The organism is Asaia bogorensis NBRC 16594, assembly GCF_001547995.1.
Taxonomy (GTDB): Bacteria; Pseudomonadota; Alphaproteobacteria; order Acetobacterales; family Acetobacteraceae; genus Asaia; species Asaia bogorensis.
On record NZ_AP014690.1, the window covers coordinates 473,904 to 500,825 of the forward strand.

The following is a 26,922-nucleotide window of genomic DNA, read 5'->3' on the forward strand; positions in this document are numbered from 1 at the left end:
CAGAATGGCTGACGCGTCGATTGCCCTGGCCCCGGTGGCCCTTATTGTGGCGGGACCGACCTGTTCCGGCAAGTCGGCGCTGGCGCTTGGGTTGGCAGAGCGCTTTGGAGGCACCGTCATCAATGCCGATTCTATGCAGGTCTATACGGATCTGCATGTGCTGACCGCCCGCCCCGATGCACAGGATGAAGCGCGTGCGCCGCATCGTCTCTACGGCGTACTGGATGCAGCGCGACCGGGCAGTGTGGCGTGGTGGCGCGAGGCCGCACTGGCGGAAATGCAGGCGGCACGGGCGCAGGACCGGCTGCCAATCTTGTGTGGCGGCACAGGCATGTATCTGCGGGCCTTGCTCGATGGTCTGGTCGAGGTGCCCGAACCCGGCAATGCCGCACGCAACTGGGCGCGCTCCCTTGTGGAGCAAGAGGGAAGCGAGGCCGCTCATGCCCTGCTGATGCAGGATGATCCTGATACAGCCCAGACGCTGAGGCCAGGCGATGGGCAGCGTGTGGCCCGTGCGCTCGAGGTGTTGCGTGGCACAGGGCATGGGCTCTCGTACTGGCGCAATCAGCCCGGCCTGCCGCCAGCCCCGTTTCGCTTTGTCTCCGTAAGGCTTCATCCGCCCCGTGAGGCGCTGCGTGCGGCGATTGCGGAACGGTTCTCACGCATGATGCAACGGGGGGCGATGGAGGAAGTGCAATGCCTTGTGGCACGGGGGCTTTCGCCCGTTTTGCCCGCCATGCGGGCGCATGGTGTGCCGGAGCTGAGCGCCGCTCTTGCCGGAACCCTGGGGCTGGAGGAAGCGATATCCCGTGCAGTGATCGCCACGGGGCAGTACACGCGACGTCAGGCCACGTGGTTCAATCACCATGCGCTGGGCGCAGAGCAGGATTGCATGATTTCCTTGCAAAGATATGACGAGAGTACGCAATTTTCGGAAAGAGAATTCGAAAAAATAGCAACTTTCATACAATCAACCATTGACGAATCCTCAATCCCGTCATAAACCCGCCCGCTCAATGAAAGGGGTGCGCTCGCATGAACGCGTCAACACAGCAGACCGGAAAAACTTCGACAGCGCCGCTCAATGGTGCCGAGGTGCTCCTGCGCGTGCTTGTGGAGCAGGGCGTCGAGGTCATTTTCGGCTATCCCGGCGGCGCGGTGCTGCCCATCTATGATGCGCTGTTCAAGCAGGATCATATCCGCCACGTTCTGGTGCGCCATGAGCAGGCGGCCGTTCATGCGGCAGAGGCCTATGCGCGCTCGACCGGCAAGGTCGGCGTTGTGCTGGTCACCAGCGGCCCCGGTGCCACCAATGCCGTGACGGGTCTGGTCGATGCGCTGATGGATTCCATCCCGCTGATCTGCCTATGCGGCCAGGTGCCGACGGCGCTGATCGGCAATGACGCGTTTCAGGAAGCCGATACGACCGGCATCACGCGTCCGGCCACCAAGCATAATTATCTGGTGCGTCGCGGTCAGGATCTGGCGCCGATCGTGCGTGAGGCCTTCGAGGTGGCCGCAGGCGGTCGCCCCGGCCCGGTGCTGATTGACCTGCCCAAGGATATCACGGTCGGCAGTGCGCCTCTGCCTGCCCCGGGCGAGGGCCGTCTGCATCGCCCCTATCGTCCGAATCTCGATGCGGATGGCGAGGCAATCCGCCAGACCATCGCTGCCATGAAGCGCGCCAAGCGCCCGCTTCTCTATACGGGTGGCGGCGTGATCAATGCGGGCCCCAAGGCGTCGGAAGGTCTGCGCGAGCTTGCCCGTCGCACCAATTTCCCGGTCACGTCCACATTGATGGGGCTTGGCGCCTTCCCGACGACCGACCGTCAGTTTCTGGGCATGCTGGGTATGCACGGCAGCTACGAGGCCAATCTGGCCACACATGGCTGCGACCTGCTGATCGCGCTCGGCTCGCGCTTCGATGACCGTGTGACGGGGCGCGTCGATGCGTTCTCGCCCAATTCGTTCAAGGTCCATGCCGATATCGACCCCTCGCAGATCAACAAGATCATTCGCGTGGATGTGCCGCTGGTTGGCGATGTCGGTCGCACCATCGAGGCGCTGCTGGCGGCCTGGGATGGCGAAGGGCAGGATCTGAGCCCCTGGTGGGCGCAGATCGAGGGCTGGCGCGCGCTGGACTCCTTCGGTTTCGTTCAGGATCAGGCCCCGAGCGCCATCATCCGCCCGCAATATGCCATTCGCCGCCTTTATGAAGCCACGCAGGCGCTTGGGCGCGATACGTTTGTCAGCACGGAAGTTGGCCAGCACCAGATGTGGGCGGCGCAGCACTTCCAGTTCGACAAGCCCAATCGCTGGCTGACCTCTGGTGGTCTTGGCACGATGGGTTATGGCTTGCCTGCCGCTGTAGGTGCGCAGGTAGCGCATCCCGATGCACTGGTGATCGATATTGCCGGTGAGGCCTCGACGCTCATGAATATTCAGGAGCTCGGCACCATGGCGCAGTATCGCCTGCCGGTGAAGCTGTTCATCCTGAACAACCGCTATATGGGCATGGTGCGCCAGTGGCAGGAATTGCTGCATGGCTCGCGCTACTCACAATCCTATAGCGAGGCGCTGCCCGACTTCATCCGTCTGGCCGAAGCCTTCCACGGCAAGGGGCTGCGCGCCACCTGCGTGGGCGAGCTGGATGGCGTGATTGACGAGATGCTGCGCCATGATGGCCCGGTGGTGGCGGATATCTGTGTGGCGCAGGACGAAAACTGCTTCCCGATGATTCCGTCGGGCGCCCCGCATAACGAGATGCTGCTTGGCCCCGATCAGGAAGCCAATGCGGCCCGGATTACTCAAGAAGGCATGATGCTGGTCTGATGGCACAGGATATCCAGAGAGCCGTCATTGCGGTTCTGATCGAAAACGAGAGCGGCGCCCTGGCCCGCGTCGTCGGTCTGTTTTCAGGACGTGGCTACAACATCGAAAGCCTGACCGTTTCTGCCATCGATGCCACGCGCAACCTCTCGCGTATCACCATCGTGACCTCGGGCACCGAAATGGTGATTGCCCAGATCAAGGCACAGCTTGCGCGCCTGATCCCGGTGCATGGTGTACGTGACCTGACCGAGAGCGGGCCGCACGTGGCCCGTGAGCTGGCGTTGATCAAGGTTGTCAGCAAGGGCGAGATGCGTACCGAAGGCATGCGTATTGCCCAGGCATTTCGCGCTCATGCTGTCGATACGACGGCAGGGTCTTTTGTTTTTGAACTGACGGGAAGCGCCGAGAAGATCGATGCTTTCGTCGAATTGATGCAACCGCTTGGTCTTGCGGAAGTGTCCCGGACCGGAATCGCCGCTATAGGCCGTGGTACCGAAGTCTTTCAATCCATCGAGGAGTCTTTCTGATGCGCGTCTATTATGATCGTGACTGTGATCTGGGCCTGATCAAGGGCAAGAAGGTTGCCATCATCGGTTACGGCAGCCAGGGCCATGCCCATGCCAACAACCTGAAGGACAGCGGCGTGACCGATATGGTCATCGGCCTGCGTCCTGAGTCGTCGGCTGTTGCCAAGGCCGAAGGCGCTGGCTTCAAGGTCATGACCCCTGCCGACGCTGCGGCATGGGCCGATGTCGTGATGGTTCTGACGCCTGACGAAGGCCAGGGCGCACTCTACAAGGATTCGCTCGAAAAGAACCTGAAGCATGGCGCAGCGCTCGTGTTCGCGCATGGTCTGTCGATCCATTTCCGTATCATCGAAGCCCGTCCCGATCTGGACGTGTTCCTCGTGGCACCGAAGGGCCCCGGCCACACGGTTCGCTCCGAGTACCAGAAGGGTGGCGGCGTGCCGTCGCTCGTGGCTGTTGCCCAGAACGCAACGGGTCAGGCGCTCGAGATCGCCCTGTCCTACGCTTCGGCCAATGGTGGCGGCCGCGCTGGCATCATCGAGACCAGCTTCAAGGAAGAGGTCGAAACCGATCTTTTCGGTGAGCAGGCCGTGCTTTGCGGCGGTCTGGTCGAGCTGATCCGCGCCGGTTTCGAAACGCTGGTCGAGGGCGGCTACGCTCCCGAAATGGCCTATTTCGAGTGCCTGCATGAAATGAAGCTGATCGTGGATCTGATCTACGAAGGCGGCATTGCCAACATGAACTACTCGATCTCGAACACGGCCGAGTATGGTGAATATGTCACCGGCCCGCGCATCGTGACGGCTGAAACCAAGGCCGAGATGAAGCGCGTTCTGACCGACATCCAGGACGGCACCTTCGTGCGCAACTTCATTCTGGAAAACCAGTCCGGCGGCGTTGGCTTCAAAGCTATTCGTGCCCGCAACGATGCTCACCAGATCGAAAAGACCGGCGAGAAGCTGCGCGGCATGATGCCCTGGATCGCCAAGGGCAAGCTGGTCGACAAGGCCAAGAACTGAGGTCTTCTCCTACCGGGAGAAAGAACCGAAAAAGGGGGCTTCGGCCCCCTTTTTTGTGCCAGACTATTCAACCGCCACTCAACTGGCAGGATCTCTCTGTCCGCACTCGATAGGCGTGGCAGGGTAATGCGGCGCTGAGTGCTCCGCCTGATCCAAGGCCCTGCGTCTGGACAATTGTCAGGGAGCCTCTGGCCTGGACTGCTCTTAAAACCGTGCGATCAGCGCGACCCCTGCGATCATCAGCGCCGCGCCGGTGATGCGATAGGGGTTGAGGCTGTGCACTTCCATGCGCAGAAGCCCGAAATGATCGATCAGCAGGCTGGTCACGAGATTGGCGGTGATGGTCAGTCCATTGACCGGTCCGGCGCCTAATTTCTGGATCAGCAGAAGCCCTGCAAACACGGCCACGGCCCCCGTGATGCCGCCAAGCGGCGCCCACCAGGGCATGCTGGCCAGATCACCCGCGCTGGGCAGCGGGCGCGGCATGCAGGCAAACAGACTGATTGACAAAAACAGCACGAGCAGAAACGAAACCGAGGTCGCAAGCCACGGATTGACGAGGGATTTCGCCAATGCCCCGTTCATGGTAGCGCCCAGCGCCTGAAGCGCCCCGGCAATGAGGATGAAGGGGAGAGCCCAGACAGCGTTCATGACAACCTCTCAACTGAGAAGGCGACGCCATCGGGCAAAAGCTCATGCCGTCTGCGTGGCCGGTGGTTCATAGCGCCTGCCAAAACAGGCGCTACGTCCCGGGCTCAACGCGGCATCACAGGATTTGCTTCCTGGTCATTTCCTGAAATCAAGCCGACCTTCGTGCGTTTCAATGGTGGTCACTTCCCATCACTTTCATGCAGGCCGAAGCGGAAGACCGTACGGCTTTGAAAAACCTGCCCCGGGTTCAGGCGTGTCGAGGGGAAATTCGGCTGATTGGGACTGTCGGGAAAATGCTGGGTTTCAAAGGTCACAGCGTCGCTCTGGCGAAAGATATGGCCGTTTCCTGAGTCCGAGCCGTCAAGAAAATTGGAGGTATAGACCTGCACACCCGGTTCGGTGCTCAGGCACTCCATGCTGCGACCGCTTTTCGGGTCCCAGAGCGTGGCGACGTGTCTGAGGCCGTCTGGTGATGAAGAGTCATCAACCACCCAGTTATGGTCATAGCCATGTGCCATGAGCAGCTGTGCATTGGCGAGGCGTATGTCGCGCCCGATTGGCTTTGCTGTGGTGAAATCGAAAGGTGTCCCGACGACGGAAGCAATTTCGCCCGTCGGAATGAGAGTCGAATCTGTCGGGGTATAATGATGCGCTTCGATCTGCAGCATCTGGCCGAAAATACCGTCCTGCGATCCTGCCCCGGCGAGGTTGAAGTAGGAGTGATTGGTCAGGTTGAGCACGGTAGGCCTGGATGTGGTCGCTTTGTATTCGATACCCAGCGCGCCCTGATCGTCGAGCGTGTAGGTGACCGTCACATTCAGCGCACCGGGATAACCCTGATCACCGTCCGGGCTGATCAGGGAGAGGGCAACGCCTACCTTATTGCCAGAGCGGGCGATCTCATGGGCTTTCCAGATACGCCGGTCGAAGCCGTCCTTGCCGCCATGCAGTGAGTTCGGGCCGTTATTGACCGGCACTGCGTAATCATGACCATCGAGTGTAAAGCGACCTTTCGCAATGCGATTGGCATACCGTCCGATTGTCGCGCCGAAGAACACCCCATTGGCCCGGCTTTTGGCCTCATATTCGGCGAGCGACGCATAGCCGAGCACCACGTTGTCGCGTTTGCCCTGACGATCAGGGGCCATGATGCGCAAAATGACTCCACCATAAGTCATGATGGTCACTTCCACGCCGTTAGGGGCGCTCAAGGTATAGGCTTCGACCTTTTGCCCGGCCTGCGTCGTACCAAATGGTGACGCGCTCATGGTTGCGGCGTGGGCTGAAGCCAGCGAGAGGGCAGCGGCAAGACTGCCTGAGGCAAGAGCCATGATCGGCCGCGTCGTTCGCCCGGTGCGCGATGTTCCGGGCGCCTCATCGCGGTTTGAGGTATCGCTCTTGTCGGTCGGCGTCTTGTTTGTCACTGGACTGCACATGGTGAAACCTCGCTGACGCCACTGCATGGTCCGGCTGCCCGTTGGCTTGTATCGGGGCTGGGGAGATCTCCGGATACCGAGTGTAGCGTCACATGAAACGTTACATACGCAACATATTCCTGTTATGAAGCCGCGTCCAATACATGTTCCGCTATCGTTTCATATCTGTTTCTACCCTGATATCGCCTTGTTCTTCCCCCACGGGCGCGCAATCCCTCAAGCGGGAAAGCCTCACCAGGGAACATCACGGCCCTTGAAATCGCGATAGATGAGTCCGCTGCCGGCTTGATGGGTAATCAGGACATCCGCCACACCGGGAATGCTCTCCCCAATCGAGAAACGTGCATCAGGCCCACCTAGCGACGTACGCACCCAGCCCGGAGCAATGAGCGCGAGGGGGCGTGACTGGCCGATCCGCGCGTCGTAGCAGCGCATGAACTGGTTCAGTGCCGCCTTGCTGCCCCGATAGAGCTCACGCCGTCCTGCGTTATTATTGCTGACGCTGCCCTGTCCTGAAGACATCACCCCTATCAGTCCCTGCGGGGTCACGAGAGAATCCAGTGTCTCGATCACGCGCATGGGGGCGAGGGCATTGGTCATCATGACTTGCATGAAATCCGAGCTGCTTACCTGACCGATGGGCTGATCGGGTTGGGCATTTGTCGTCCCTGCATTGACGAACAGCATGTCGAAGGGGCGCATCCTGAGAGGTGTTGCCAGATGATCCGGGCTTTCGGACACAGCAGAGGTCAACGGGTCACTCAGACGAGACCGCAGGGCTTCGATCATGGGCGCCTCGGTCATGTCGAGCTTTTCGATATGCAGCCAAGGCGCGAAGCGTTCGACCAACTGACGAAGGTCAGCGCCCGGATTTCCACGTATTGTCGCGGTAACTTCCCAGCCTCGCGTCAGGAATTCTTCGGCAAGGGCCAGGCCCAGACCGCGCGAAGCGCCGATCAGAAGCAGATGAGGGGGGCGGGCGGGAGAGTTGAGGTCGCTCATGCCGGAAATTCCTTGCGCGGTTTCGAGACCGGCCAGAAATGCGGTGACTCCATCAATTGCGCCAGACGCATCGCATGCAACTTAACAGTGCACCAAACGCCTCTTCAGCAAGGTTGGATATGTTGGATCGCTGCGAATCCGACATCCGGAAAGACCACCAGGTAATGAAAATGGATCTCAATCTTCTGATTGCGCTTGATGCCCTTCTGTCAGAGCGCAGCGTCGTAAAGGCGGCAGGGCGCTTGGGCGTCAGCCCTTCAGCAATGAGCCGCACGCTCATGCGGCTGCGCGAGAGTACAGGCGACCCTCTTCTGGTGCGCGGTGGCCGGGGGCTTGTGCCAACGCCGCACGCGCTTGCACTGGGTGAGTCCGTGCGGGAGGTGGCGATGCAAGCACAGGCCCTTCTCTCGCCTGTGCAGGCGAGTTTTACCCCGCGGACGCTGAAGCGGCAGTTCACGCTGCGGACAAATGAAGGCTTCATCGAGGCCTGCGCAACGCGGCTGGTACAGGTGTTCCTCTCAGAGGCACCGGGGGTGAATCTCGTCTTTCTGCCAAGGCGCAGCAAGGAAGCGACATCCATGCGGGAAGGGACGGTGGATCTGGAGGTTGGCGTCATCGGTCCCGGTGATTTCGGGCCCGAGATGCGCATGAAGACCCTGTTCCATGACCGGTTTTATGGGGTGGCGGCGCGCACCCACTCTCTTTTCGATGGCCCTGTGACGGCGGGGCGCTATGCACAATGTCATCATGTTGTGGCCTCGCGCCACGCAAGCGCAGCGGGCCCCGTTGACGGGGCGTTGGCGCAGAAGGGCCTGACCCGCACGGTGAAAGTGGTGGTGCCAGCCTTTGACGATGCCCTGCGTCTGGCCTCCGCCACCGATCTGGTGGCGCTTGTTCCGGGATCATCCATCCGGGCGGATCGGAGCCTTCGTGTTTTCGACCTGCCGTTTGAGACGCCTGCCATTACCATTTCTGCACTCTGGCACCCCAGACTTTCTGCCGATCCGGCGCATCGCTGGTTCAGGGAAAGACTGATCGCTCTATGCCGGGAACAACTACCCATCATTCCTCAGGGCATGATGCCTGAGGGGGTATGAGTTTCAGGCCCGACCGGGAGGGCTAAAAGACCGGATGTGGGGGTATCTCTCGCCGCAATGATGATTGCCGGATGGATGTCGTGAGCCCGACAGGCAGGGCAATCTGTGACATTCGGTGATTTGGGGTTCATCCGGGGTTGAGCTATAAACCACCGCCTCAAAGGGGGAAAAACGGCGTGTTGGCAGAAGACATTACAGACAGCCTGTTGGCGGCACTGGACCGGCCTGACCTGCAAACCCTGTCCGATCAGGTCGTCTTCAATCTGTCGCCCCGCCTTACACGGCCCTTCATTGTTTCGGATCGGTCAATCACCCTCGGTGCCATTGCCTTCGGGCATCCGGATATCGCGCCGGTCTTGCTGCGCTACGCGCTTGAACTGGATTTCCTGTGCCGGGGACTACCTGTTGACGATCAGGCTGTCGCCATCGTGGTCGCTGCGCGCGTGGCCGCCCTGTTTCACCGTCTCGATTGTGTCACGCCCCATCTACCGCTCGAACTGACATGGCTGAGCGACTTTGCTGCCAGCCAGCCGCCGCCGCCCGAGCGCCTTGCAGCACTCTGGCCTGCCCTCACGCAGTTTCTGCCTGATGTCGCGCCTGAAATCCTGCGCGATGGCTGCGACAGTCATGGTCTTGTTGCCCGCCTTGCTCCCCTCTGGTCGTGTCTGGCCCCCGCTGAATATCTGATGGCCGATGGCGGCGACGAACGTCTCGTCATCAACCCTGAAACCGGGTTGAACCGGTACGGATGTTCCCATCGGCCCCGACCCTGGGCGGTGACATTCTCCTCCTCCACCGCGTCATCCCTGTCTGAGCGGGGATATCTGGGGGCCGAGCGGGCAAGGCGCGCTTTCGTGCTGGATGCGCTGACCGGTGGGGATGGTGCGGCATCCCGCGAGGCGGCGTGCCTGCAGGTGCGTCAGAAGATCGCTGCGCTATACGGGCTGGGATCACGCGACAATGTCATCCTTGCCGCATCGGGCACGGATTGCGAACTGGCCGTGCTGGCCATGGGGCTGATGCGTGCGCAGGGGCGTGCCATCGTCAATATCCTGATCGCCCCCGATGAAACGGGTAGTGGTGTTCCGCTGGCGGCGCAGGGACGGCATTTTGCTGCCGGAACCGCCTTAGGCAGTTCGGCCGACAAGGCCCGTCATCTTGAAGGCTTTCCTGCCGAGACGACCATACGCGGCATTGCCATACGTCTGGCTGATGGCACACCACGAACCTGCACCGATCTCAACAAGGAGGTTGAGGCCGGGGTAAGGGAGGAGCTTGAAGCCGGGCACCATGTCATCCTGCATCAGCTCGATATGTCAAAGACCGGGCTGGTCGGGCCTTGTACCGACATGCTGTGTCGCCTCGCGGCCAGCTACCCCGAGCGGATCACGCTCGTTGTCGATGCCTGTCAGGCCCGGCTGGCACCGCATCGGATCACCTCTCTCGTGCGCGCCGGCATGCTTGTCATGACCACGGGCTCCAAATTCCTCACAGGGCCACCTTTCTGCGGCGCGATCCTGCTGCCGGATTCCTTTACGGCAGCCCTCCCGCATTTCAGCCTGCCGCAGGGCCTTGGCGCCTATTTCCATCAATGTGACTGGCCTCATACGGCGTCGCCCACGCCACTTGGCTGCGATGGCAATCTTGGCCTCGCCCTGCGCTGGCAGGCTGCCCTGGCCGAGAGCGAGGCTCTTGCCGCTGTACCGGATGAGGAGATTGTCGATACGCTGCGTCGCTTCGAGCGCCATGCCCATGAGGTAATCGCGGCCCATCCTGCGCTGACCCTGCTCACCATGCCGTCTCTCGACCGGCGTGACGTGCAAGGCGAGGTCCTGTGGGATACGATCCCGACCGTATTCTCCTTTCTGGTGCACGACCCTGACCATCCGGAGAAACCGCTCGATCTCGAAAGATCGCGCGCGCTGCATCGCTGGCTGAACGCGGATCTTTCCCCCTGGGTGCCAGGTGAGGACCTTGCGCCGCTCCTGTGTCATCTGGGTCAGCCCGTGCCCGTGCCCCATCCGGCCCTTGGTGGCGAGAATGCCGGGGCGCTGCGCCTTTGCGCCGGGGCGCGTCTGGTTTCCGGCGAGCCGTCCCATGCCGGTCTGCCCAATGCTGTTCGGCTGGAGCGTGAATTTGCTGATGTGCGTCGGGCTCTGGCAAAGATTACGGTCATCCTCGATCACTGGACCCGCCTCGCGCCGGTCGATCCGCAGCCGCGCTATGCCCCTTATGCCCACCAGCCGAGAAAGCCCCGTGCCTCATGACCCAGACTGACAAGGCCCCTGCTACCGACCCCAAGGCCCATGGTCATTTTCTCGATTCCATGCAGCTGCCATCGGGCGTCACCCGTTTCTGGCTGATCCGTCATGCCATCGTTGAGGCCTCGGCCCGGATGCGAGTCTACGGCTCGATGGATGTCGAGCTCTGCACCGAGCATCTGGCGTTGCAGGTGCCCTATTATACGGCACTCGGGCGTCGTCTTCCTGCAGAGGCCAACTGGGTTGTCTCGCCCCTCAAGCGGGCGCAGGACACGGCACGCGCTATCTTCGAAGCCGGGTATGGCCCCCGAACCATGACCATCGAGCCGCGCTTTACCGAGCAGTCCATGGGGGAGTGGCACAATCTGCCCCATCAGGAACTCCCGTTGAAGCTGCGTCAGACCGCCCATAATTTCTGGTCGCTCTCAGCCTCCGAGCAGCCGCCAGGCGGTGAAAGCATGCTGGATGTCTGCGCCCGCGTTGGCCATTCGCTCGATGAAATGGCTGATCGTCATGCTGGTCAGGATACGGTTGTGGTGAGTCATGGCGGAGCGATCCGTGCTGCCCTGTCCCACGCGCTCAATGTCCACCCCGATACGGGGCTGCGCTTTTCCATCCAGAACCTTTCGGTATCCATCATCGAGCGGATCAATGGTGTCTGGCGTGTGGTGACCGTAAACGAACTGCCCGCTGCTCCCGCGATCTGAGGGAACCGTCTGATGGCGTATGGCATCGCATCAACGTGCGGGAGACGACTGCCCGCCTGATGCCTGCACTGTCTCCTGTGTGAGGTGAAGACGGCCTCATGGCTCCCGTTCAGGGAATCATCATGATCTCAGCGTCCTCACGTACCCGCGGTGCGACGGCGGGATAGGTGCCGGCCTTTGCCGACTACTCCACGACTGCGCACCACATATTCTCTATCTTGCCACCGAGTTTCCCAATTTCATCGAAGACCTTGAGAACGTGGTCGGTTTCGAGGTGGTGCTGGAGGCTGACTTCATCCTCCCACTCTTCGTTGATGGCAAATCGCCCCCTGTTTTCACGATCCTCGTAAACGACGAATCTCAGGCATCCCGCGTCCTGACGCGCCAGAACAGCGATGTCGCGCAGGAGGGTGCGGCAGGAAGAATGGTGGTCGTCAGCGACAATGACAATAGCGCTTACACATGACTTGGCTGACAAGAATACTCTCCGCTTGGGGCTGGGTCCGGAATCTGACCTTTTACGCATGGCGCAGCGCAGAGTTGTTAAGCCTGACCTGCTGCCTAAGGCGCAGAAGGCACATGCGCGGGGTTGCGCCGCACGGGCAGCCGCACGGGCACACGGGTCGTGTGAAAGCATGTTCTTAACCGCGCAACCTGGCACGGAAATACAATGATGACAGAAATGTCATTTACAGGATAGCAAGGATTCATCTACGCATAAGAAGAAGGTTAAACGTTTAACCAAGAGTATCGTAATGGTTCGCAAGGCCGCCAAGGTATCGATCCGGGATGTTGCAGAAGCCGCAGAGGTTTCTGTAGCCACCGTTTCGAATGTGGTGCGCAACCGTAAAAACGTCTCCGATACCGTGCGTCGTCGTGTCGAGGCGGCCATTGAGAGCCTCAATTATCTGCCTGACAGGGCAGCCATGCAGCTTCGTGAAGGGCGCACCCGCATCATCGGCGTTCTTGTGCCGAGCCTTGATAATCCGTTTTTCACGGCCATTATCGCCTGCCTCGAGGACTGCGCAATTCGTGATGGTTACGATATCATCGTTGCCAGCGCTGGCGAGGATACCGCACTGGCCTCCTCGCGGCTCAAGGCCCTGCTGGCGTGGCGTCCGGCTGGCATGATTGTTTTGCCCAACGACGATCGTTTTGAGGACTCTTCCCTGCTTGATGCGGCAGGGGTGCCTTATGTCGTGATCGATCGTTTGCCGCCTGCCTGTCGGGCCGATACGGTTGCCGCAGAAAACGAATATGCTGCCGCCGAAGCTGCTTCTTGTCTTGCCGGGCTGGGTCATCGTCGTATTGCCATTGTGGCTACGACGCTTTCATTGGCCAATATTCGCGAGCGTTGCGCCGGGATCCGGACATTCTGTGCCCGTGAAGGCCTGCCCGAGCCGCAGGTTCTCGAAGTTGGCCATCATGTTGAGGACGATATCCCGTCTCTGCGCGCTTTGCTGGTGGGGGAAAACGCGCCCACGGCGATTATTGCGCTGACCAATTCCATCACTCTGGGGGCGCTGCGGTGCCTGCACCAGAGCGGATATGTCGTGCCCGATGACGTGTCGCTTATCGGTTACGATGACTACGCATGGATGCGTGCCATGCTCCCGCCCATCACAGCGATACGCCAACCGGTGGAAGAGCTTGGGGCACAGGGCTGGACGCGCCTCATGCAACGTATTGCGGGCGAAAGCACTGCCTATCTGCAGGTCCGGGTGTCCTGCACGCTTGCGGTGCGCGGGTCGACCGCACCTCCCAGAACAGGAAAACGCTCATGAACAAGCTTGGACTCCACGCTTTCGTCTGGACTGCTGGCTGGACGCCAGAAGACGCCGCCATGGCGATCCGCTCGACGGCCGAACTCGGTTTCGATCTGATCGAGGCATCGACCATGGATCTCAAGGCATTCGACGTGCCAGCCACGCTGCGCGAACTCGAAGCCAATCGTCTTGGGATCACCATGTCCTTTGGTCTGACTGCAGATATGGATATCTCCTCGGGTGACCCCGAGCGTATCCGTCGCGGGGAGGCGCATCTGCTTGATGCCATGTCTCTCGCGCGCGATGTCGGCGCAACCCATGTCTGCGGTATTCTTTATTCCGCCTTCCAGAAATACGCGACGCCGGTCACGGCAGATGGCGTGCGCGGCTCCATCGAGGTGGTGCGTCGCGTCGCCGAGAAGGCGCAGGCCAGTGGTATCACGCTGGGTATGGAAGTGGTCAATCGCTACGAGTCCAACGTACTCAACACGGCTCGTCAGGCCATTGCCTATGTGAAACGTGTCGAGATGCCCAACGTGAAGCTGCATCTTGATTGCTATCACATGAATATCGAGGAAGCTGATTCAGCCGAGGCTATTCGTGAAGCAGGCGATCTGTTGGGGTACTTCCATACCGGAGATTCCCATCGTGGTTATCTAGGCTCAGGGTCTGTCGATTTCCCCAGCATTTTCCGCGCGCTGGAGAGCATTCAGTATAAGGGACCGATTACCTTCGAGTCCTTCTCCTCTGCTGTGGTCGGTCAGCCGCTCGAAGGAATCCTGGGCATCTGGCGCAATCTCTGGGAGGACAGCCGCGATCTGGCCGCCCATGCCAAGGCCTTCACCGACGTGCAGATGAAATCGGCACGCGAGGCGCTCGGCCGCCAAAAGCGCTGAACCTACGGCCTATTTTCCTGAACCCCATCCCGTCACGAGGGTGTCCTGACGACACCCTGTGATGCTCTGAAAAGGTCGAGATCATGACCCTTTCCCGTCGCGGTTTCATGGGCGTCGCCGCCAGTCTGACCGCTCTCACGCCTTTTGCCTCTGCGCGTTTCTCCGGTGCACATGCCGAAGGGGCCCAGAAGAAAATCGCCATCGTCGCCAAGATTGGCGGTATTCCGTGGTTCAATGCCATGGAGCGCGGTATTCAGAGCGCCGGCAAGGAGGCCGGGTGCAATGCCTGGATGATCGGTCCCACCCAGGCCGATGCGGCTCAGCAGGTCAGCGCGATCGAGGATCTGATTGCCCGCAAGGTCGATGTGATCGGTGTCGTGCCCAATGATGCCAGTTCACTGGTGCCCGTGCTGCAACGCGCGCGCGCGGCAGGTATTCATGTCATCAGCCATGAAAGCCCCGGCCAGCAGGGTGCGGAATGGGATCTGGAATTTACCACCCCTGCGGCAGATGGCGAGCGTCATATGGAGGCGCTGGCCAAGGCCACTGGTGGCAAGGGCGGTTATATCATCATCGTCGGGTCGCTGACTGTTCCCCAGCACAAGCTGCGTGCCGATGCGGCTATTGCACTACAAAAGGCCAAATATCCCGACATGCATCTGATTGGTGATCGCTTTGGCTGCGGTGAGAGCGTGGATGACAGTTATCGCACCGTCATGGATCAGTTGCGCGCCCATCCCGACCTGACCGGCGTGCTTGCTTTCGGGTCGCAGGGGCCGATCGGGGCTGCGCGCGCGGTGGATGCGCGTGGCAAGATCAGGACTGTCTCGGTGGTGGGACCGTTTTCGCCGGGACAGGGGGCGAAATATGTGCGCTCAGGCGCAATACGGTGTGGCTATATCTGGAACCCGCTTCTGGCTGGGCAGACCCTCGTGCGTCTGGCCATGATGATGGCCACAGACAAGCCCATCACCAATGGCATGGACCTGACCGATATCGGTGCCTTGCAGGTTGATCCGGCCCAGCGCAGCATTCTTGCACCTAAGATGCAGATCATTGATCGATCGACCATTGATGCGCTGGTGGCGCTAGGGCTGTGACCGGCGCGGTCTTTCTGGAACTGCGGAATGTGCACAAGACATTCGGCAGTTTCCAGGCGCTGCGCGGGATCGATTGGGATGTGCGCGAAGGCGAAATCCATTGTCTTGTGGGCGAAAACGGATGCGGCAAATCCACGCTGATCAAGGCCGTATCAGGCGTCCACGCCCCCGACCCGGGGAGCGAAATCCGCATTGGTGGTCGGGATGTATTGCCGCTTGATCCGATGCGCGCCCGTGCTCTGGGCATTCAGGTGGTGTTTCAGGATCTCGCCCTTTTCCCCAATCTGAGTGTGGCTGAAAACATCGCCTTTGACGCCAACCTTGGGCGCGGCTTCAGTCCGCGTGCCTCAATCCGGCAAAAGGCCAGGGAGATACTGTCCCGTCTGGGGCATGAACTGCCGCTGGATTGCCCTGTCGATGCGCTCTCGATTGCCGAGCGACAGATCGTGGCCATTGCGCGTGGCCTGGCGGGTGAAGCGCGCCTGATTTTCATGGACGAGCCCACGGCGTCGCTCACGCGCGCCGAGGTACGCCGCCTGCTTGATCTGGTGCGTAAGCTCTCATCGGAGGGGATTGCGATCGTCTTCGTGTCGCATCGCCTTGATGAGGTCTCCGCCATTGCCGAGCGTATCACGGTGATGCGCGATGGCCGGATGGTGGGTACGTATCCTGCCGCCAGTCTCGACCAGAGAACGCTGATCCATCTCATGACCGGGATCGAGATTGCGACCCATCATGTTCCCCGCGATTGCAGCGCTCGTCCGGCCTTGCTCGAAACCTGCCAGCTTACGCGCAAGGGCGAGTATGAAAACGTCTCGATCACGCTGCATGAGGGCGAGGTTCTGGGCCTGACCGGTCTGCTGGGAGCTGGACGGACCGAATTTGCCCTCTCACTTTTCGGCATGACCAGACCGGATTCCGGCAAAATGCTGGTTCATGGCCAGGAATGTCGTTTTCAGACCAATCAGGACGCCCTTGCAGCAGGTCTGGCTTACGTCTCTGAAGACAGGCTCAATCTCGGGATCAATGCGGAGCAATCCATCGTCGATAATCTCGATGTTGCCGTTCTGCCAAGTCTGGCCAATCGTTTTGGCTATATTTCCGATCAGGCGCGCGCGCAGCTTGCCCAGGATTGGGTGGCACGGCTCAATATCAAACTGAATTCGGTGCATGATGCCATCAACACGCTTTCAGGTGGTAACCAGCAACGCGTGATTCTGGCACGCTGGCTTGCATCCCATCCCAGAATTCTCATCCTCGATAGCCCCACAGTGGGGGTGGACATCAAGAACAAGGAGGGGATCTACGCTCTGATCCGCGAATTGAGCGCTCAGGGTGTGGGTATTCTCGTGATCTCCGACGAGATGATCGAGCTTTTCGCCACCTGTGACCGCATCCTGCATATGCGCAGTGGCCGTATCGCGGGTGACTACTCCCCCGCACACATTACCGAACAGGCGCTGGAGGCGCGGATCTATGCCTGATTTTGCTACGCTGCGCAGCCGGCCTGAATTCTGGCTGGCTGGTGTGATTGTCATTTTCGGCGCCGCCCTGTCTTTGTTGACGCCAAGTTTTCTCAGCCTGTCGAATGTCGTCGATCTGACTGAGAGCTATGCCGTACAGGCCATTATGGCCACCGGGCTTTTCGTCGTGCTTATCGCAGGAGGCATCGATATCTCCTTCGCGGCGACGGCTTCGGTGGCGCAATATGTCGCGGCTCTACTGGCCACGCGTTATGGGCTCTCGCCCTTTCTCGTTATTCCCGCAGGCCTTGTCGTTGGGACGGGGCTGGGCTTTCTGAACGCCGCGCTTATCCATTATGCGCGTGTTAATTCCATCATCATCACCATCGCGACCATGAATGTCTATTTCGCCCTGCTGATGTACGCCACGGGTGGGCATTCCATCTATAATCTGCCCGATTGGTGGAGCGAGCGCGTGACGTTCCTGCAATTCGAGACATCGGGTGGCGATCTCATACGCATCACTTTGCCCATCGTGGTGATGATGGTGTCGCTCCTGCTCTGCTGGGTCCTGCTCACCCTGTCCAGAACCGGCAGGCAGCTTTACGCGATGGGCGGCAATGCCGAGGCGGCGCGTCGCATCGGCCTCAATATCTCGAAGCTGCAGTTCTTTGCTTATGGCTTTGCCGGTTTCATGGCGGCTCTAGCGGGGCTGGTCCAGGCTAATCGCGTGGGTGAAGCTGTTCCCAACGCACTTTATGGTACGGAATTATCAGTCCTCTCCGCTGCTGTTCTGGGCGGGGCGTCGCTATTGGGTGGTGTCGGTACCATTGGCGGGATCACACTGGGTATCCTGCTGCTCGCCATCATCCAGAACGGGCTCAATCTGCTCGATATCTCTCCCTACTGCTTCGAGATCATCACCGGCGCGATCATTCTCGCCTCCACGACGCTTACGGCCCTCTCGGTCCAGAGCCGCAAGCGCTCCCGGCTTGTCGAGGAAGCGCCAATGGGGGAGCAAGCCCATGTCTGAAAATCTGCCGGTCACCGGGAATACGACAGGACATTCTGCCTCCATGACTGATCTCGCCACCCCGTTCCGCAGGCTGTTTCCTGCGCCTGTGTCGGGGCAGACTCTGGCCACGCTGGCGCTCGCCATCGGATTCAGCCTCATCGTACCCGGGTTTTTCAGCCTCGGTTCCATGCGCTCCATGATGTTTCAGCTGCCGCAGCTTGGCCTTCTGGCCCTGGCCATGGCCATTCCCATGATGTCGGGTGGATTGAATCTGGCGATCATCGCGATTGCCAATGCCTGCGGACTCGCCATGGTGACGGTACTTGGCCATCTACCCCTGGAGGGACATGGTGCGGGTTACGTGGGATTCTGCATCGTGATCGCTCTCATGGCAGGGGCGGTGCTGGGGACGGCGCTGGGGGGCGTCACCGGATGGCTGATCGTGCGAACGAAAGTCCATCCTATTCTGGTCACGCTCGGGATCATGTCGATTGTCGAGGGCACGAGCATCTGGCTGACACGCGGTGAGGTGGTGTCGGGCCTGCCGGCCCTTTATGGCCAGATCGGCAACGCCTCACTGGTCCAGATACCGCTGGCCTTCCTCGCCTTTCTGGCGGTCGCGGGGGTTGTTCATCTGCTGCTTCAGCATACGGCCTTCGGGATTTCGATCCGCATGATCGGGTCGAATGCGCTGGCCACACGCTATTCGGCAATCGATGTCGATCGCGTGACAATCAGGATCTACGCGCTTTCAGGCTTCCTGTGCTTCTGCGCTGCCTGCCTGATGCTGGCGCGGTTCAACTCGGCCAGTGCTGCCTATGCCAAATCCTATCTGCTTGTCACGGTTCTGGCGGCCGTTCTGGGTGGGGTCGACCCCAATGGCGGTTTCGGGCGGGTGACAGGGCTGGTTCTGGCCATGATCATGCTTCAGCTGATCGCAACCGGGTTCAATCTGCTCGGCTTCAGCGATTATCTGACACTCGCCATCTGGGGGCTGGTGCTGATCGGGGTGGCCTGTGCCCAGTCTTCATTCAAAAAGAGGCGTTGAACGACCATCTGATACGGAAGTTGGGCCTCTTGATCGACAGATCAAATAAGGTGTCATCAAGCGAAGTGGTGTCCTTGGAGGCGATACGGGGAGCTTGCCGAGCGAGATCATTTTGCTCTGCCGCATTCATAGGATTCATGCTTGCTCAGTGAATAGAGGGTGTGTTGGACCGGCTCGACGCTGGGATACGTGGCACTCCTCCCCGAGAAGAATGCAAGTAACTCAGACGAAAGGGGAATATGCTTCGAGCGTAGTGCAACGCGCCTTGGCCGGGGATTGTCGAGTGGGAGCGTAATGACCGCTATAGGAGTGTTCATATCGGTAAGCGGCGGCAGGCATATATCCCCGTCTGATGACGATTTCGACTGCCGAAGATGACAAATAGCGCATGCCTAAGCCTCGGTTCAGCGTAGCGAGCGGCAGTATCATCAGACGTTAACGAACAAATTTTAGTGAAAATTGCGATGTGGTGAATTTGTTATGACAATTCATTCATATATTGAGCCAATATTCTGTATGCCTTGAGCTTCAGGGACCAGTGCTGCGCTAGGGTATATGGCATGGTTTTACTGATCCTATGAGGCTCGAAATACCATTGGCTTGCGGCGTGGCGGGTTCGTCTTTCAGATTACACCTTCCCCCGGAGCCTAGCTCGAGGATGAGCCGTGAGTAGCTCCATACGTGTTTTGAGTTTTTTTGTAGGCCTTGTCATAGGCCTGCTGGGCGTCGGCCTGACCTTGGGAGGTATAGACCTCGCCTGGCTGGGCGGTAGCTGGGCGTATATTCTTCTGGGGCTGATGATGGCCTTTGTCGGCTTTGCCGTCATGGCCCGCAAGGCGATCGCCTTGCCAGTCTCCATTCTGCTCAGTCTTGTGGCCGCCGGTTGGGCGTTCAGTGAAGTGGGTGATGTGTTCTGGCTGGTTGTGCCGCGCGTCGTCGTGTTCATTGCCCTGCCGATTGTCGTCGGTCTGCTGGCCCCGGGTTTCGGTGCCTCGTCGCGTTCGGGCGAAAAGGGGGCATTGCGTTCAAGCGCTGTGCCGCGCGCCTGGGGTTTCGGCATTGCCTCCCTCTATGCGATCATTTTCTGCGGGATCTCGCTGGGCATGTTCCAGCCCCATGCCGAAGTCACAGGCAATGCAGCTGACGCGCCGAAGCCTGACACGGCCCTTGGCCAGCAGAACGGCAATGACTGGCCAGCCTGGGGGCGTAACCTCACGGGTGACCGCTTTGCACCCTATGTGCAGATCAATGCCGGGAACGTTTCGGACCTGAAGCTCGCCTGGAGCTTCCATACCGGCGATCTTGCCATCGATGGCGCCGAGTATCAGGTCACCCCGCTCAAGATTGCCGACACGCTTTATCTCTGCACGCCGCTCAACAAGGTGATTGCGCTTGATCCGGTCACGGGCAAGGAGAAATGGCGCTTTGACCCGCATATGCAGGTGACGCGCGGCAACAAGGGCTGGAAGCGCTGCCGTGGCGTAAGCTACGCGGATATGACAACCATGTCGCTGCTTGCACCGGATGCCAAGGCTTTCGGCCCGCAGGACGTAGCCGATACCACTACAGCGCCGTCTGCTGCCGGGGCCGCTGCCTCCGCAGACATCGCGCCTGCCGCTTCCGTCTTGCCGGCTGCGCCTGCGCCAATCGATGCGTCAGCGCCTTGCGCAAGACGCATTGTCAGCACCACCAATGATGCCCGCCTTTTCGAGCTTGATGCCGCTACGGGTGCCCTGTGTCAGGATTTTGGCGACCATGGCATGGTCAACCTGCTCGAGGGTCTTGGCCCCACGGCACCGGGATCCTATTACCTGACATCTGCGCCGCTGGTGGCAGATGGCGTGATCATGGTGGGTGGCAAGATCAACGACAACATGACCGTGGGTGAGCCTTCCGGCGTCATTCGTGGCTACGATGTCCGTACGGGTCGTCTTGTCTGGGCCTGGGATGCCTCGCGCGGAAACCGCGACAGCCGCCCGCTTCCTGCGGGTCAGATTTATGCGCCTGAGACGCCCAATTTCTGGGGCACGGCGTCTTACGATCCCAAGCTCGGCCTTGCCTTCATTCCGATGGGCAATCAGACACCCGATTTCTGGACTGGTAACCGTCATCCCTATTCGGATGAATACAACGATACCATCCTGGCGCTCGATCTGCGCACGGGTCAGGAACACTGGCATTTCCGTACCGCCAATAACGACATGTTTGATTATGACGTGACGTCGCAGCCGATCCTGTACGATCTGCCCGGGGCGAATGGCGAGACGGTTCCGGTTGTGGTTGGCCTGACCAAGCGCAGCCAGATTTTCGTGCTCGACCGCCGGACCGGCAAGCCTGTGGTCAAGGTGACAGACCGCAAGGTTGCAACCGATGGTATGCCCGGCCAGCGCATCAGCCCGGTCCAGCCCTATTCCGACCTGTCGATCGGTGTTGCGCCGCTCAAGGAAAGCGACATGTGGGGGGCAACGATCTTCGATCAGCTCTATTGCCGCATCGCCTTCAAGAAAATGCGCTGGGAGGGTGAATGGACTCCTCTGAGCGACAAGCAGAAAACCCTGATCTGGCCCGGTTATTATGGTGGGTCCAACTGGGGTGGTGGCGCGCTCGACCCGCAGACCGGCGTGTTGGTGGTGAATGATATTCGCATGGCTATGTGGGGTCAGTTCATCAAGCGCGAGGAAGCCGCCCATGCGGGTCTCGTTCCCTCCACCGAAGGTGAATATTCGGAGCAGCTGGGCACACCCTGGGGTGTGGAGCGCTCGATGTTCGTTTCGCCCATGGGAGCACCCTGCTTCAAACCGCCCTACGGTTCACTGACGGCCATTGACCTCAAAACCCAGAAAACGCTCTGGCAGGTGCCAGTGGGCAGTATTCAGGATGCCGCCATTCACGGGGTTTTCGGGCAAAAGGGAATCATTCCGCACATCTATATTCCGGTCGGTATGCCCACCATGGGTGGCCCGCTGCTGACAGGCGGTGATCTCGCCTTCTTCCATGGCTCGCTCGATAATTACCTGCGCGCCTTTGATCTGAAGAGTGGCAAGGAAGTCTGGCGTCAGCGCCTGCCGGTAGGTGGTCAGGGTACGCCGATGAGCTATGTCCAGAACGGCAAGCAATATGTTCTGGTTGTAGCGGGCGGGGCGACACGCACAGGCACGAACGCCAATAAGGGCGACTATGTTCTGTCCTACGCGTTACCCTCAGCGCCCTGAGGTACCGGCCTTCTTACCCGGTATCATGATTGCCGGGTAAGGCAGTTTCCGTCCTTCGCAAGCAGGACGGAACACGGGTCATATGGCAAGGAGCCGTATGATATGAGCGTTACGGTTGCGCCGCGCAGCGACTGAATATTCCGCTCCGCACGTACCCATTGCTTTGTCTCCGCTCTGACGAGGGCAGGACAGGCCGCCTTCTCTCCACCGGCAAGGTGGTGCCGATGATCACGGGTCGTCGCTTTTTCACCGCCATGCATGCCGCACAGCCGATCACTCCTGAGAGCATCATCGCGCCTCAGGCCCGCTTCGTAGGGTTGCAGGCATAAAAAACCCCTGCCGGGTCTGGCAGGGGGGCGTTCTACTGCGCGGTCCTATGCAGGGCTTGGTCAGGCTGAGCGCTTGAGGAGAGAGTTATACAGAGCGGCCAGCTCTGCGGCCTGATCCTCATAGTTGGGGAGACTCGCCTTGTTCGGGTTTACATAATGATCGAAGCGCTCCTGCTGGTCGAGAATCGCCTCTACAGCCGCCTGAAGCGGGGCAGGATCGTTGATGATCGGGATCAGCGAGCCATTCACGCCATCCACGATCTCCTCGGACTGTCCTCCGGGAGCGGTGGAGATCACCCATACGTCACGTGAGAGAGCCTCACGGACTGTCAGGCCGTAGCTTTCGCGCCATTGCGAAGGGAAAAGAAGCACATCAACCTGATCGTAGAAATCATCAAGACCAGCCTGATTATAGGCAGGAACGGTCTTGATCGTGCCTTTGACCAGCCATTCCGAGGTGTCGATTGAGGGAAAGCCGAGATTGAGCGTGTTATCGACGAGTACCAGCTCCCAGTCGTCGCGATCGAGCTTCTCGAACACCTTGCGTATCAGTTCGAAACCCTTGACGAAGCCGATGCCACCTACAAATCCGAAACGCAACTTCGTGCCGGGCTCTCGCTGCGCCTTGGGGCGGGACGGCCAGGTGAATCCGTTTCGATTGATCATGATGCGCTCGGCGGGGACGCCATTGCGCACATAGAGGTTCTTGTGTTCCTCCGACGGGCTCAAGATGGCGGCAGCGCCGGCGAGAGCCTGACGCATGACTTTGCGGCGCTCGTTCAGGTAATTGGCCCGTGTGGATTCGCCGGGTGCCAAGGGCACGTCGTTTCTCTCCAGGTGATATTGGCCATCGTCACGTGTGATGAACAGATTATCCGATAGCCACCAGCAATCATGAAGGCTGATCACATAGGGGATACCGCGTTTCTGACAGGCCCGTGCCATGCCTGTCCCCATTTCCTGAATGGCGTGGAAATGCACGAGATCAACATTCCAGGCGTCAATCCATCGCTCGATCTGTCGTGCCACAGTGACATTATCTGATGACCCGTTGCGGCCTGCGACGACTGAAAAAACATCCGTATCCAGAATTCTGTAACGCAGGGCGCCGTCAGGCAGATCCTGGAAGACAGGGCGCGTGGTCATGACACTGTTTTCAAACCCCGCCTTGGCAAGCGGGCCAAGAAGTGCCTCTACCACGATTGTAGCCCCGCCAAATGAACGCGGTGCCATGAAGACATTGACCTGAAGAATGCGAGGCGCCTTGTGTCCGAAAGACGGCGGGCGACCGAAAACAGGTTCTGCCTGCTGGGTCAGAATCCGCTCCGGGGCGTAGAGATTCAGAGCGGTTGCTTTCGCGGTCTCTCCCATACGCTCACGCAGGGCAGGATCATGGGCTAGGGTAAGAAGCGCATCGCGCCATTCCTCCGCACTACGCGCAAGCACACCGTTCTCTCCGGTCCTGATAACGCGCTTATAGGTGTCGGTCGGTGAGCAGATGGAGGGCAAGGACAGAATCGCCGCCTCGAGGAACTTGATATTGCTCTTGCAGTCGTTGAAAAGCGTCTCCTCAAGCGGTGCTATGGCTATGTCGGCCCTGGAAAGGGCTTCGAGATAAGCTGCATAGGACAGTTCATTGACCCGTTTCACACGAGAGCCAAACTGGGCAAAACCGGTTGAGATCTTGAGCGGTCCGATCAGCAGAAGCTCAAGACGCGGCTCGGCTTTCATGGCCGCGATCAGTCCCGTTTCGGCTATCTTGAAATCCATGTCATGCGCACGGCTTCCCGAGCCATAGCATATGATGATGCGGTCGTCGCCCCGAGGCATCCGGTTCGCAAGGATCTGGCGCGCGACATCGAGCGTCTGGTTATCAAGCGCATTTTCGAGAATCAGAACATCCTCGATGCCAATCTTACGCATCTCCTTGGCCAAAGCCTCGGTCGAGGCCATGCCTCGGCCGCAGGCCTGTAAAGCAAGCAGATAAGAATCGGCAAGCTGATAAAGGTCCTGACGCTCGGTGTTATCCAACGTATCTAGATTACCGTTGCGGCGATATAGAGCCTTGCTGAAAAGCAGGTCATCGATTTCCCAACGCGGCTGCAAACCGAGACGCTTGGCCTCACTGATGAGTGACAGGACCGAGGCAACGCCGGGGACGCGATAGAAAAGGACGTGCGTTGCGATCTGGAGGGCGGAGAGCGCTTCACCGCTATCCTGCCAATCCACGATCTGGACCGTCCAGCCAAGCTTTCGCATCAGCTCGGCTTTTTGCGTGACGCGATATTTGGTGCATTGCTGGAGTCCGAGATCGGCGATCAGCAAATAATGAGGGCGCAGAAACCGGTCGGCCCGCGGTGCTGGCCGACGCATGATCTGTTCCTGGCGCTTTGTCGGAACGAAGAGCGGATCGCCTGCCTGATCACTATGACGTGAAAGTCTGCGTTTGACGCGTCCGATGTCGATAAAGCGACTCATCGCTTTGAAAAAACCCTCGGTACGGTAAGAATCCTGCCACTGCTCCCACGCTTCATCAAGCGGTACACCGCGTGGCAAGCGGCCCAGGGTGAGGGCGCGAACCCAGCGCAATGGCTCCATCATGCGCCAGGAGAGTGAGCGACGCATAAGCTTGAGTTGCTGATTGGTCAGACGCAGTTCGGCCTGGAGTGAGTCCGCGCGGGTCGTCGCCAGATAGGCAGAGGCCCGCAGCGCCTCGATCGAAGCTTCAGGATTATCAAAACCGGAAGATGTCTTCGTATTGGTAAAATCGTGCAAGACGTGCTCACTCAGGGACGAGTTCGGGATTGGCCGGATTTTTGAGGCCAACTGAGTCTATAAACGAATTTTACTATCTGGAAAAACAAAGGCCCGATCCATTGGATCGGGCCTTCGACTAGTCAGCTCTCGTAATCGGGTTCAGCTTTTAGCTGATGACGATGTTCGAAGCCTTCAGATCAGTCACGCCAAGGAACGTAACCTTCATGTTGTTGTCCAGCTGCAGGGTGGTGTTGCCACCGGCCACAGTTGCCGTAGCGAGCAGGTTCTTCACGGCCTGATCGGCATCGGCAGGCTTGTAGTTATACATGAAGAACATGTTGCCAGCAGCGCTGCCGAAGTCGGTGATGGTGATGTCACCACCGTTATGGCCGGCCAGCACACCGAAGGTGTTGGCTGCACCGTCACCACCGGTCACGGTTGCGAAGCTGTCGCCATTGGAGCCATCGAACTGCGTGCCGAACACGAAGTGATCGGAACCCGAGGTGCCGATAACCGTGTTGTTGCCTGCGCCCGTCCAGGCCTCGAGCGTGCCCTTGGAAGAGGACGCATCGATGTACTGGCTGCCTGTGGTGCTGGGCTGGTTCGCAGTGAAGAGCGCCAAGCCACTGGTGTTGACGTTGGCGTGCAGATCGTTTGCACCCCAGATCGTGCCGAGGCCAGCATTGATCGAGGTGTTGCCCGTGCCGGAAATGAACTGCAAGGCACCCGAGACGCTGATCGCCTGATCGCTGCCGTGGTAGACCTGCAGATTGCCGGCGGCCGAAATGGTATCGCCGATCGCGCCAGCGATGGTGCCCGTCGACCCTGTGAAGTTGACGGTCGAACCCGTACCGCCAAAGACCGTGCTGTTGATGCCGACCGAGATCTGGCTTCCCGAAAGAGCCGAGTCGACAACCAGCGAGTTGGACTTGAGCGTGACGATCGAGTTGCCGCCGAGCAGGGTCACGGTGTCGGACGAGTTTTCGACGCCCGTGATGGTGTCCTGACCTTCCGACCCCACGAAGTTGGTACCTGAGCCTAAGGTGATGACGTTCTGACCGTCGCCTGCGCGGATGTTGTTCACGCCGTTCGCTGCAATGATCGTGTCATTGCCATCGCCCGTTGCGATCGTCCAGTTGCCCTTGTGGTTCGAACCATCGAACAGGTTGTTGCCCATGGTTGCAACGAACGTGCCGTTGTAGTTGCCGGCATAGAAGCTTGTGCCAGCCGTCGTGCCTGCCATGACCGAGAGATTGCTGGCCGTGATGCCCGTGCCATCGACCGTCACTGGGGCGGAGAGGGGGGATACCGGGGTATTCTGGGCGGTTGAACCCAGGGGCGCACCCTGCGAACCGATGATCAGGTTCGTATAGTTGCCCTGCACCGAAAAGGCGCCGCCTGTGGTGATGACACCCTGGATCACACTGCCATTCGAGGACGGGCTTGCATTGGACCCGTTGACGAGATCGACAGATGTCAGATCGCCACGATTTGAAGCATTGAGAATCTGTGTCGCGTAGCTCGACGCAAGCGTCTGCATACGTGCACCCTCGACGGTGACCTGAACGGTCATACCCGACGAACCAACTACCGTTACGACCGCCATGCGATCATCTCCTTATTATTTTTGGAGGCTTCAAGACGCAAACTGTTACATGCCGCCGGCCCCTTTAAGCCTCGGCAGGCAGCATGGCTGTGTCGTCTGGCAAGACCCGCATTGAACGCCAACTTTTTTATGAATGTCTTAACCTTCGCTTCGAGTCAATAAAATGAAGGTAATGGAAATCATTCGACATTGGTTATG

The 26,922-nt window shown here is 59.5% G+C and carries 20 protein-coding genes; 14 read left to right on the forward strand and 6 right to left on the reverse strand.

Annotated elements, in window-relative coordinates; translation table 11 throughout:
* Positions 1–4: 4 nt before the first annotated feature.
* From miaA to ilvC, 4 genes are read left to right on the forward strand one after another with little or no spacing between them, the layout of a single operon-like run.
* The gene (miaA, locus tag Asbog_RS02155) at positions 5–1,003 is read left to right on the forward strand and encodes a tRNA (adenosine(37)-N6)-dimethylallyltransferase MiaA (RefSeq protein ID WP_062163920.1); all 999 of its coding nucleotides are present in this window, start codon (positions 5–7) and stop codon (positions 1,001–1,003) included.
* 32 nt (positions 1,004–1,035) lie between these two features.
* Entirely contained in the window at positions 1,036–2,832 is a 1,797-nt protein-coding gene (gene ilvB / locus Asbog_RS02160; protein WP_062163921.1) for a biosynthetic-type acetolactate synthase large subunit, read from the forward strand.
* Positions 2,832–3,359: an acetolactate synthase small subunit gene (gene ilvN / locus Asbog_RS02165; protein WP_023979706.1), complete on the forward strand. Its 528-nt coding sequence runs from the start codon at positions 2,832–2,834 to the stop codon at positions 3,357–3,359. The genes ilvB and ilvN overlap by 1 nt, the downstream gene beginning before the upstream one ends.
* Positions 3,359–4,378 carry a ketol-acid reductoisomerase gene (gene ilvC, locus Asbog_RS02170; protein WP_062163922.1) on the forward strand — a complete coding sequence of 340 codons (1,020 nt, stop codon included), beginning with the start codon at positions 3,359–3,361 and terminating at the stop codon, positions 4,376–4,378. Before ilvN ends, ilvC begins: the two co-directional genes overlap by 1 nt.
* 204 nt (positions 4,379–4,582) lie before the next feature.
* Here ilvC and Asbog_RS02175 read toward each other — a convergent pair whose 3' ends face one another.
* The 3 genes from Asbog_RS02175 to Asbog_RS02185 all read right to left on the reverse strand — a co-directional run bounded on the left by Asbog_RS02175 (position 4,583) and on the right by Asbog_RS02185 (position 7,467).
* Positions 4,583–5,029, reverse strand: a complete 447-nt coding sequence (locus Asbog_RS02175; RefSeq protein ID WP_062163923.1) for a DMT family transporter — start codon at positions 5,027–5,029, stop codon at positions 4,583–4,585.
* A 179-nt stretch (positions 5,030–5,208) separates the two neighbouring features.
* Entirely contained in the window at positions 5,209–6,453 is a 1,245-nt protein-coding gene (locus Asbog_RS02180; protein WP_231944634.1) for an aldose epimerase family protein, read from the reverse strand.
* Between the two features lie 243 nt (positions 6,454–6,696).
* Entirely contained in the window at positions 6,697–7,467 is a 771-nt protein-coding gene (locus tag Asbog_RS02185) for an SDR family NAD(P)-dependent oxidoreductase (RefSeq protein ID WP_062163924.1), read from the reverse strand.
* Positions 7,468–7,631: 164 nt separating this feature from the next.
* Here Asbog_RS02185 and Asbog_RS02190 point away from each other — a divergent pair, with 164 nt between their 5' ends.
* The 3 genes from Asbog_RS02190 (at position 7,632) to Asbog_RS02200 (ending at position 11,532) form a co-directional block, all read left to right on the forward strand.
* Complete coding sequence (locus tag Asbog_RS02190) at positions 7,632–8,564, forward strand: LysR family transcriptional regulator (RefSeq protein ID WP_062163925.1); 933 nt, start codon at positions 7,632–7,634, stop codon at positions 8,562–8,564.
* Positions 8,565–8,740: 176 nt separating this feature from the next.
* Positions 8,741–10,831, forward strand: coding sequence for a hypothetical protein (locus Asbog_RS02195; RefSeq protein WP_062163926.1), 2,091 nt, complete (start codon positions 8,741–8,743; stop codon positions 10,829–10,831).
* Positions 10,828–11,532 carry a histidine phosphatase family protein gene (locus tag Asbog_RS02200; RefSeq protein ID WP_062163927.1) on the forward strand — a complete coding sequence of 235 codons (705 nt, stop codon included), beginning with the start codon at positions 10,828–10,830 and terminating at the stop codon, positions 11,530–11,532. The genes Asbog_RS02195 and Asbog_RS02200 overlap by 4 nt, the downstream gene beginning before the upstream one ends.
* Before the next feature lie 184 nt (positions 11,533–11,716).
* Here the strand turns inward: Asbog_RS02200 and Asbog_RS14770 are convergent, their stop codons facing one another.
* Positions 11,717–12,169, reverse strand: coding sequence for a putative quinol monooxygenase (locus tag Asbog_RS14770; RefSeq protein ID WP_083510658.1), 453 nt, complete (start codon positions 12,167–12,169; stop codon positions 11,717–11,719).
* 118 nt (positions 12,170–12,287) lie between these two features.
* Between Asbog_RS14770 and Asbog_RS02210 the strand changes: the two genes are divergently transcribed.
* The 7 genes from Asbog_RS02210 (at position 12,288) to Asbog_RS02240 (ending at position 22,032) form a co-directional block, all read left to right on the forward strand.
* Complete coding sequence (locus Asbog_RS02210) at positions 12,288–13,316, forward strand: LacI family DNA-binding transcriptional regulator (protein WP_062163929.1); 1,029 nt, start codon at positions 12,288–12,290, stop codon at positions 13,314–13,316.
* Positions 13,313–14,194 (forward strand): sugar phosphate isomerase/epimerase family protein, encoded by an 882-nt coding sequence (locus Asbog_RS02215; protein ID WP_062163930.1) that lies wholly within the window; start codon positions 13,313–13,315, stop codon positions 14,192–14,194. The genes Asbog_RS02210 and Asbog_RS02215 overlap by 4 nt, the downstream gene beginning before the upstream one ends.
* Positions 14,195–14,277: 83 nt before the next feature.
* Positions 14,278–15,294, forward strand: coding sequence for a substrate-binding domain-containing protein (locus tag Asbog_RS02220; RefSeq protein WP_081866704.1), 1,017 nt, complete (start codon positions 14,278–14,280; stop codon positions 15,292–15,294).
* A complete protein-coding gene (locus Asbog_RS02225) occupies positions 15,291–16,778 on the forward strand; it encodes a sugar ABC transporter ATP-binding protein (protein ID WP_062163931.1) in 1,488 nt (495 codons plus the stop codon). The genes Asbog_RS02220 and Asbog_RS02225 overlap by 4 nt, the downstream gene beginning before the upstream one ends.
* Positions 16,771–17,790 carry an ABC transporter permease gene (locus Asbog_RS02230; RefSeq protein WP_035443963.1) on the forward strand — a complete coding sequence of 340 codons (1,020 nt, stop codon included), beginning with the start codon at positions 16,771–16,773 and terminating at the stop codon, positions 17,788–17,790. The genes Asbog_RS02225 and Asbog_RS02230 overlap by 8 nt, the downstream gene beginning before the upstream one ends.
* Positions 17,783–18,820: an ABC transporter permease gene (locus tag Asbog_RS02235; protein WP_146926440.1), complete on the forward strand. Its 1,038-nt coding sequence runs from the start codon at positions 17,783–17,785 to the stop codon at positions 18,818–18,820. The genes Asbog_RS02230 and Asbog_RS02235 overlap by 8 nt, the downstream gene beginning before the upstream one ends.
* A 665-nt stretch (positions 18,821–19,485) precedes the next feature.
* Entirely contained in the window at positions 19,486–22,032 is a 2,547-nt protein-coding gene (locus Asbog_RS02240; protein ID WP_062163933.1) for a membrane-bound PQQ-dependent dehydrogenase, glucose/quinate/shikimate family, read from the forward strand.
* 389 nt (positions 22,033–22,421) lie between these two features.
* On the opposite strand, the gene Asbog_RS02245 is transcribed toward Asbog_RS02240, so the two are convergent.
* Positions 22,422–25,136, reverse strand: a complete 2,715-nt coding sequence (locus Asbog_RS02245; protein WP_062163934.1) for a glycosyltransferase — start codon at positions 25,134–25,136, stop codon at positions 22,422–22,424.
* A gap of 148 nt (positions 25,137–25,284) precedes the next feature.
* Positions 25,285–26,724 (reverse strand): beta strand repeat-containing protein, encoded by a 1,440-nt coding sequence (locus Asbog_RS02250; protein WP_062163935.1) that lies wholly within the window; start codon positions 26,722–26,724, stop codon positions 25,285–25,287.
* Between the last annotated feature and the right edge of the window lie 198 nt (positions 26,725–26,922).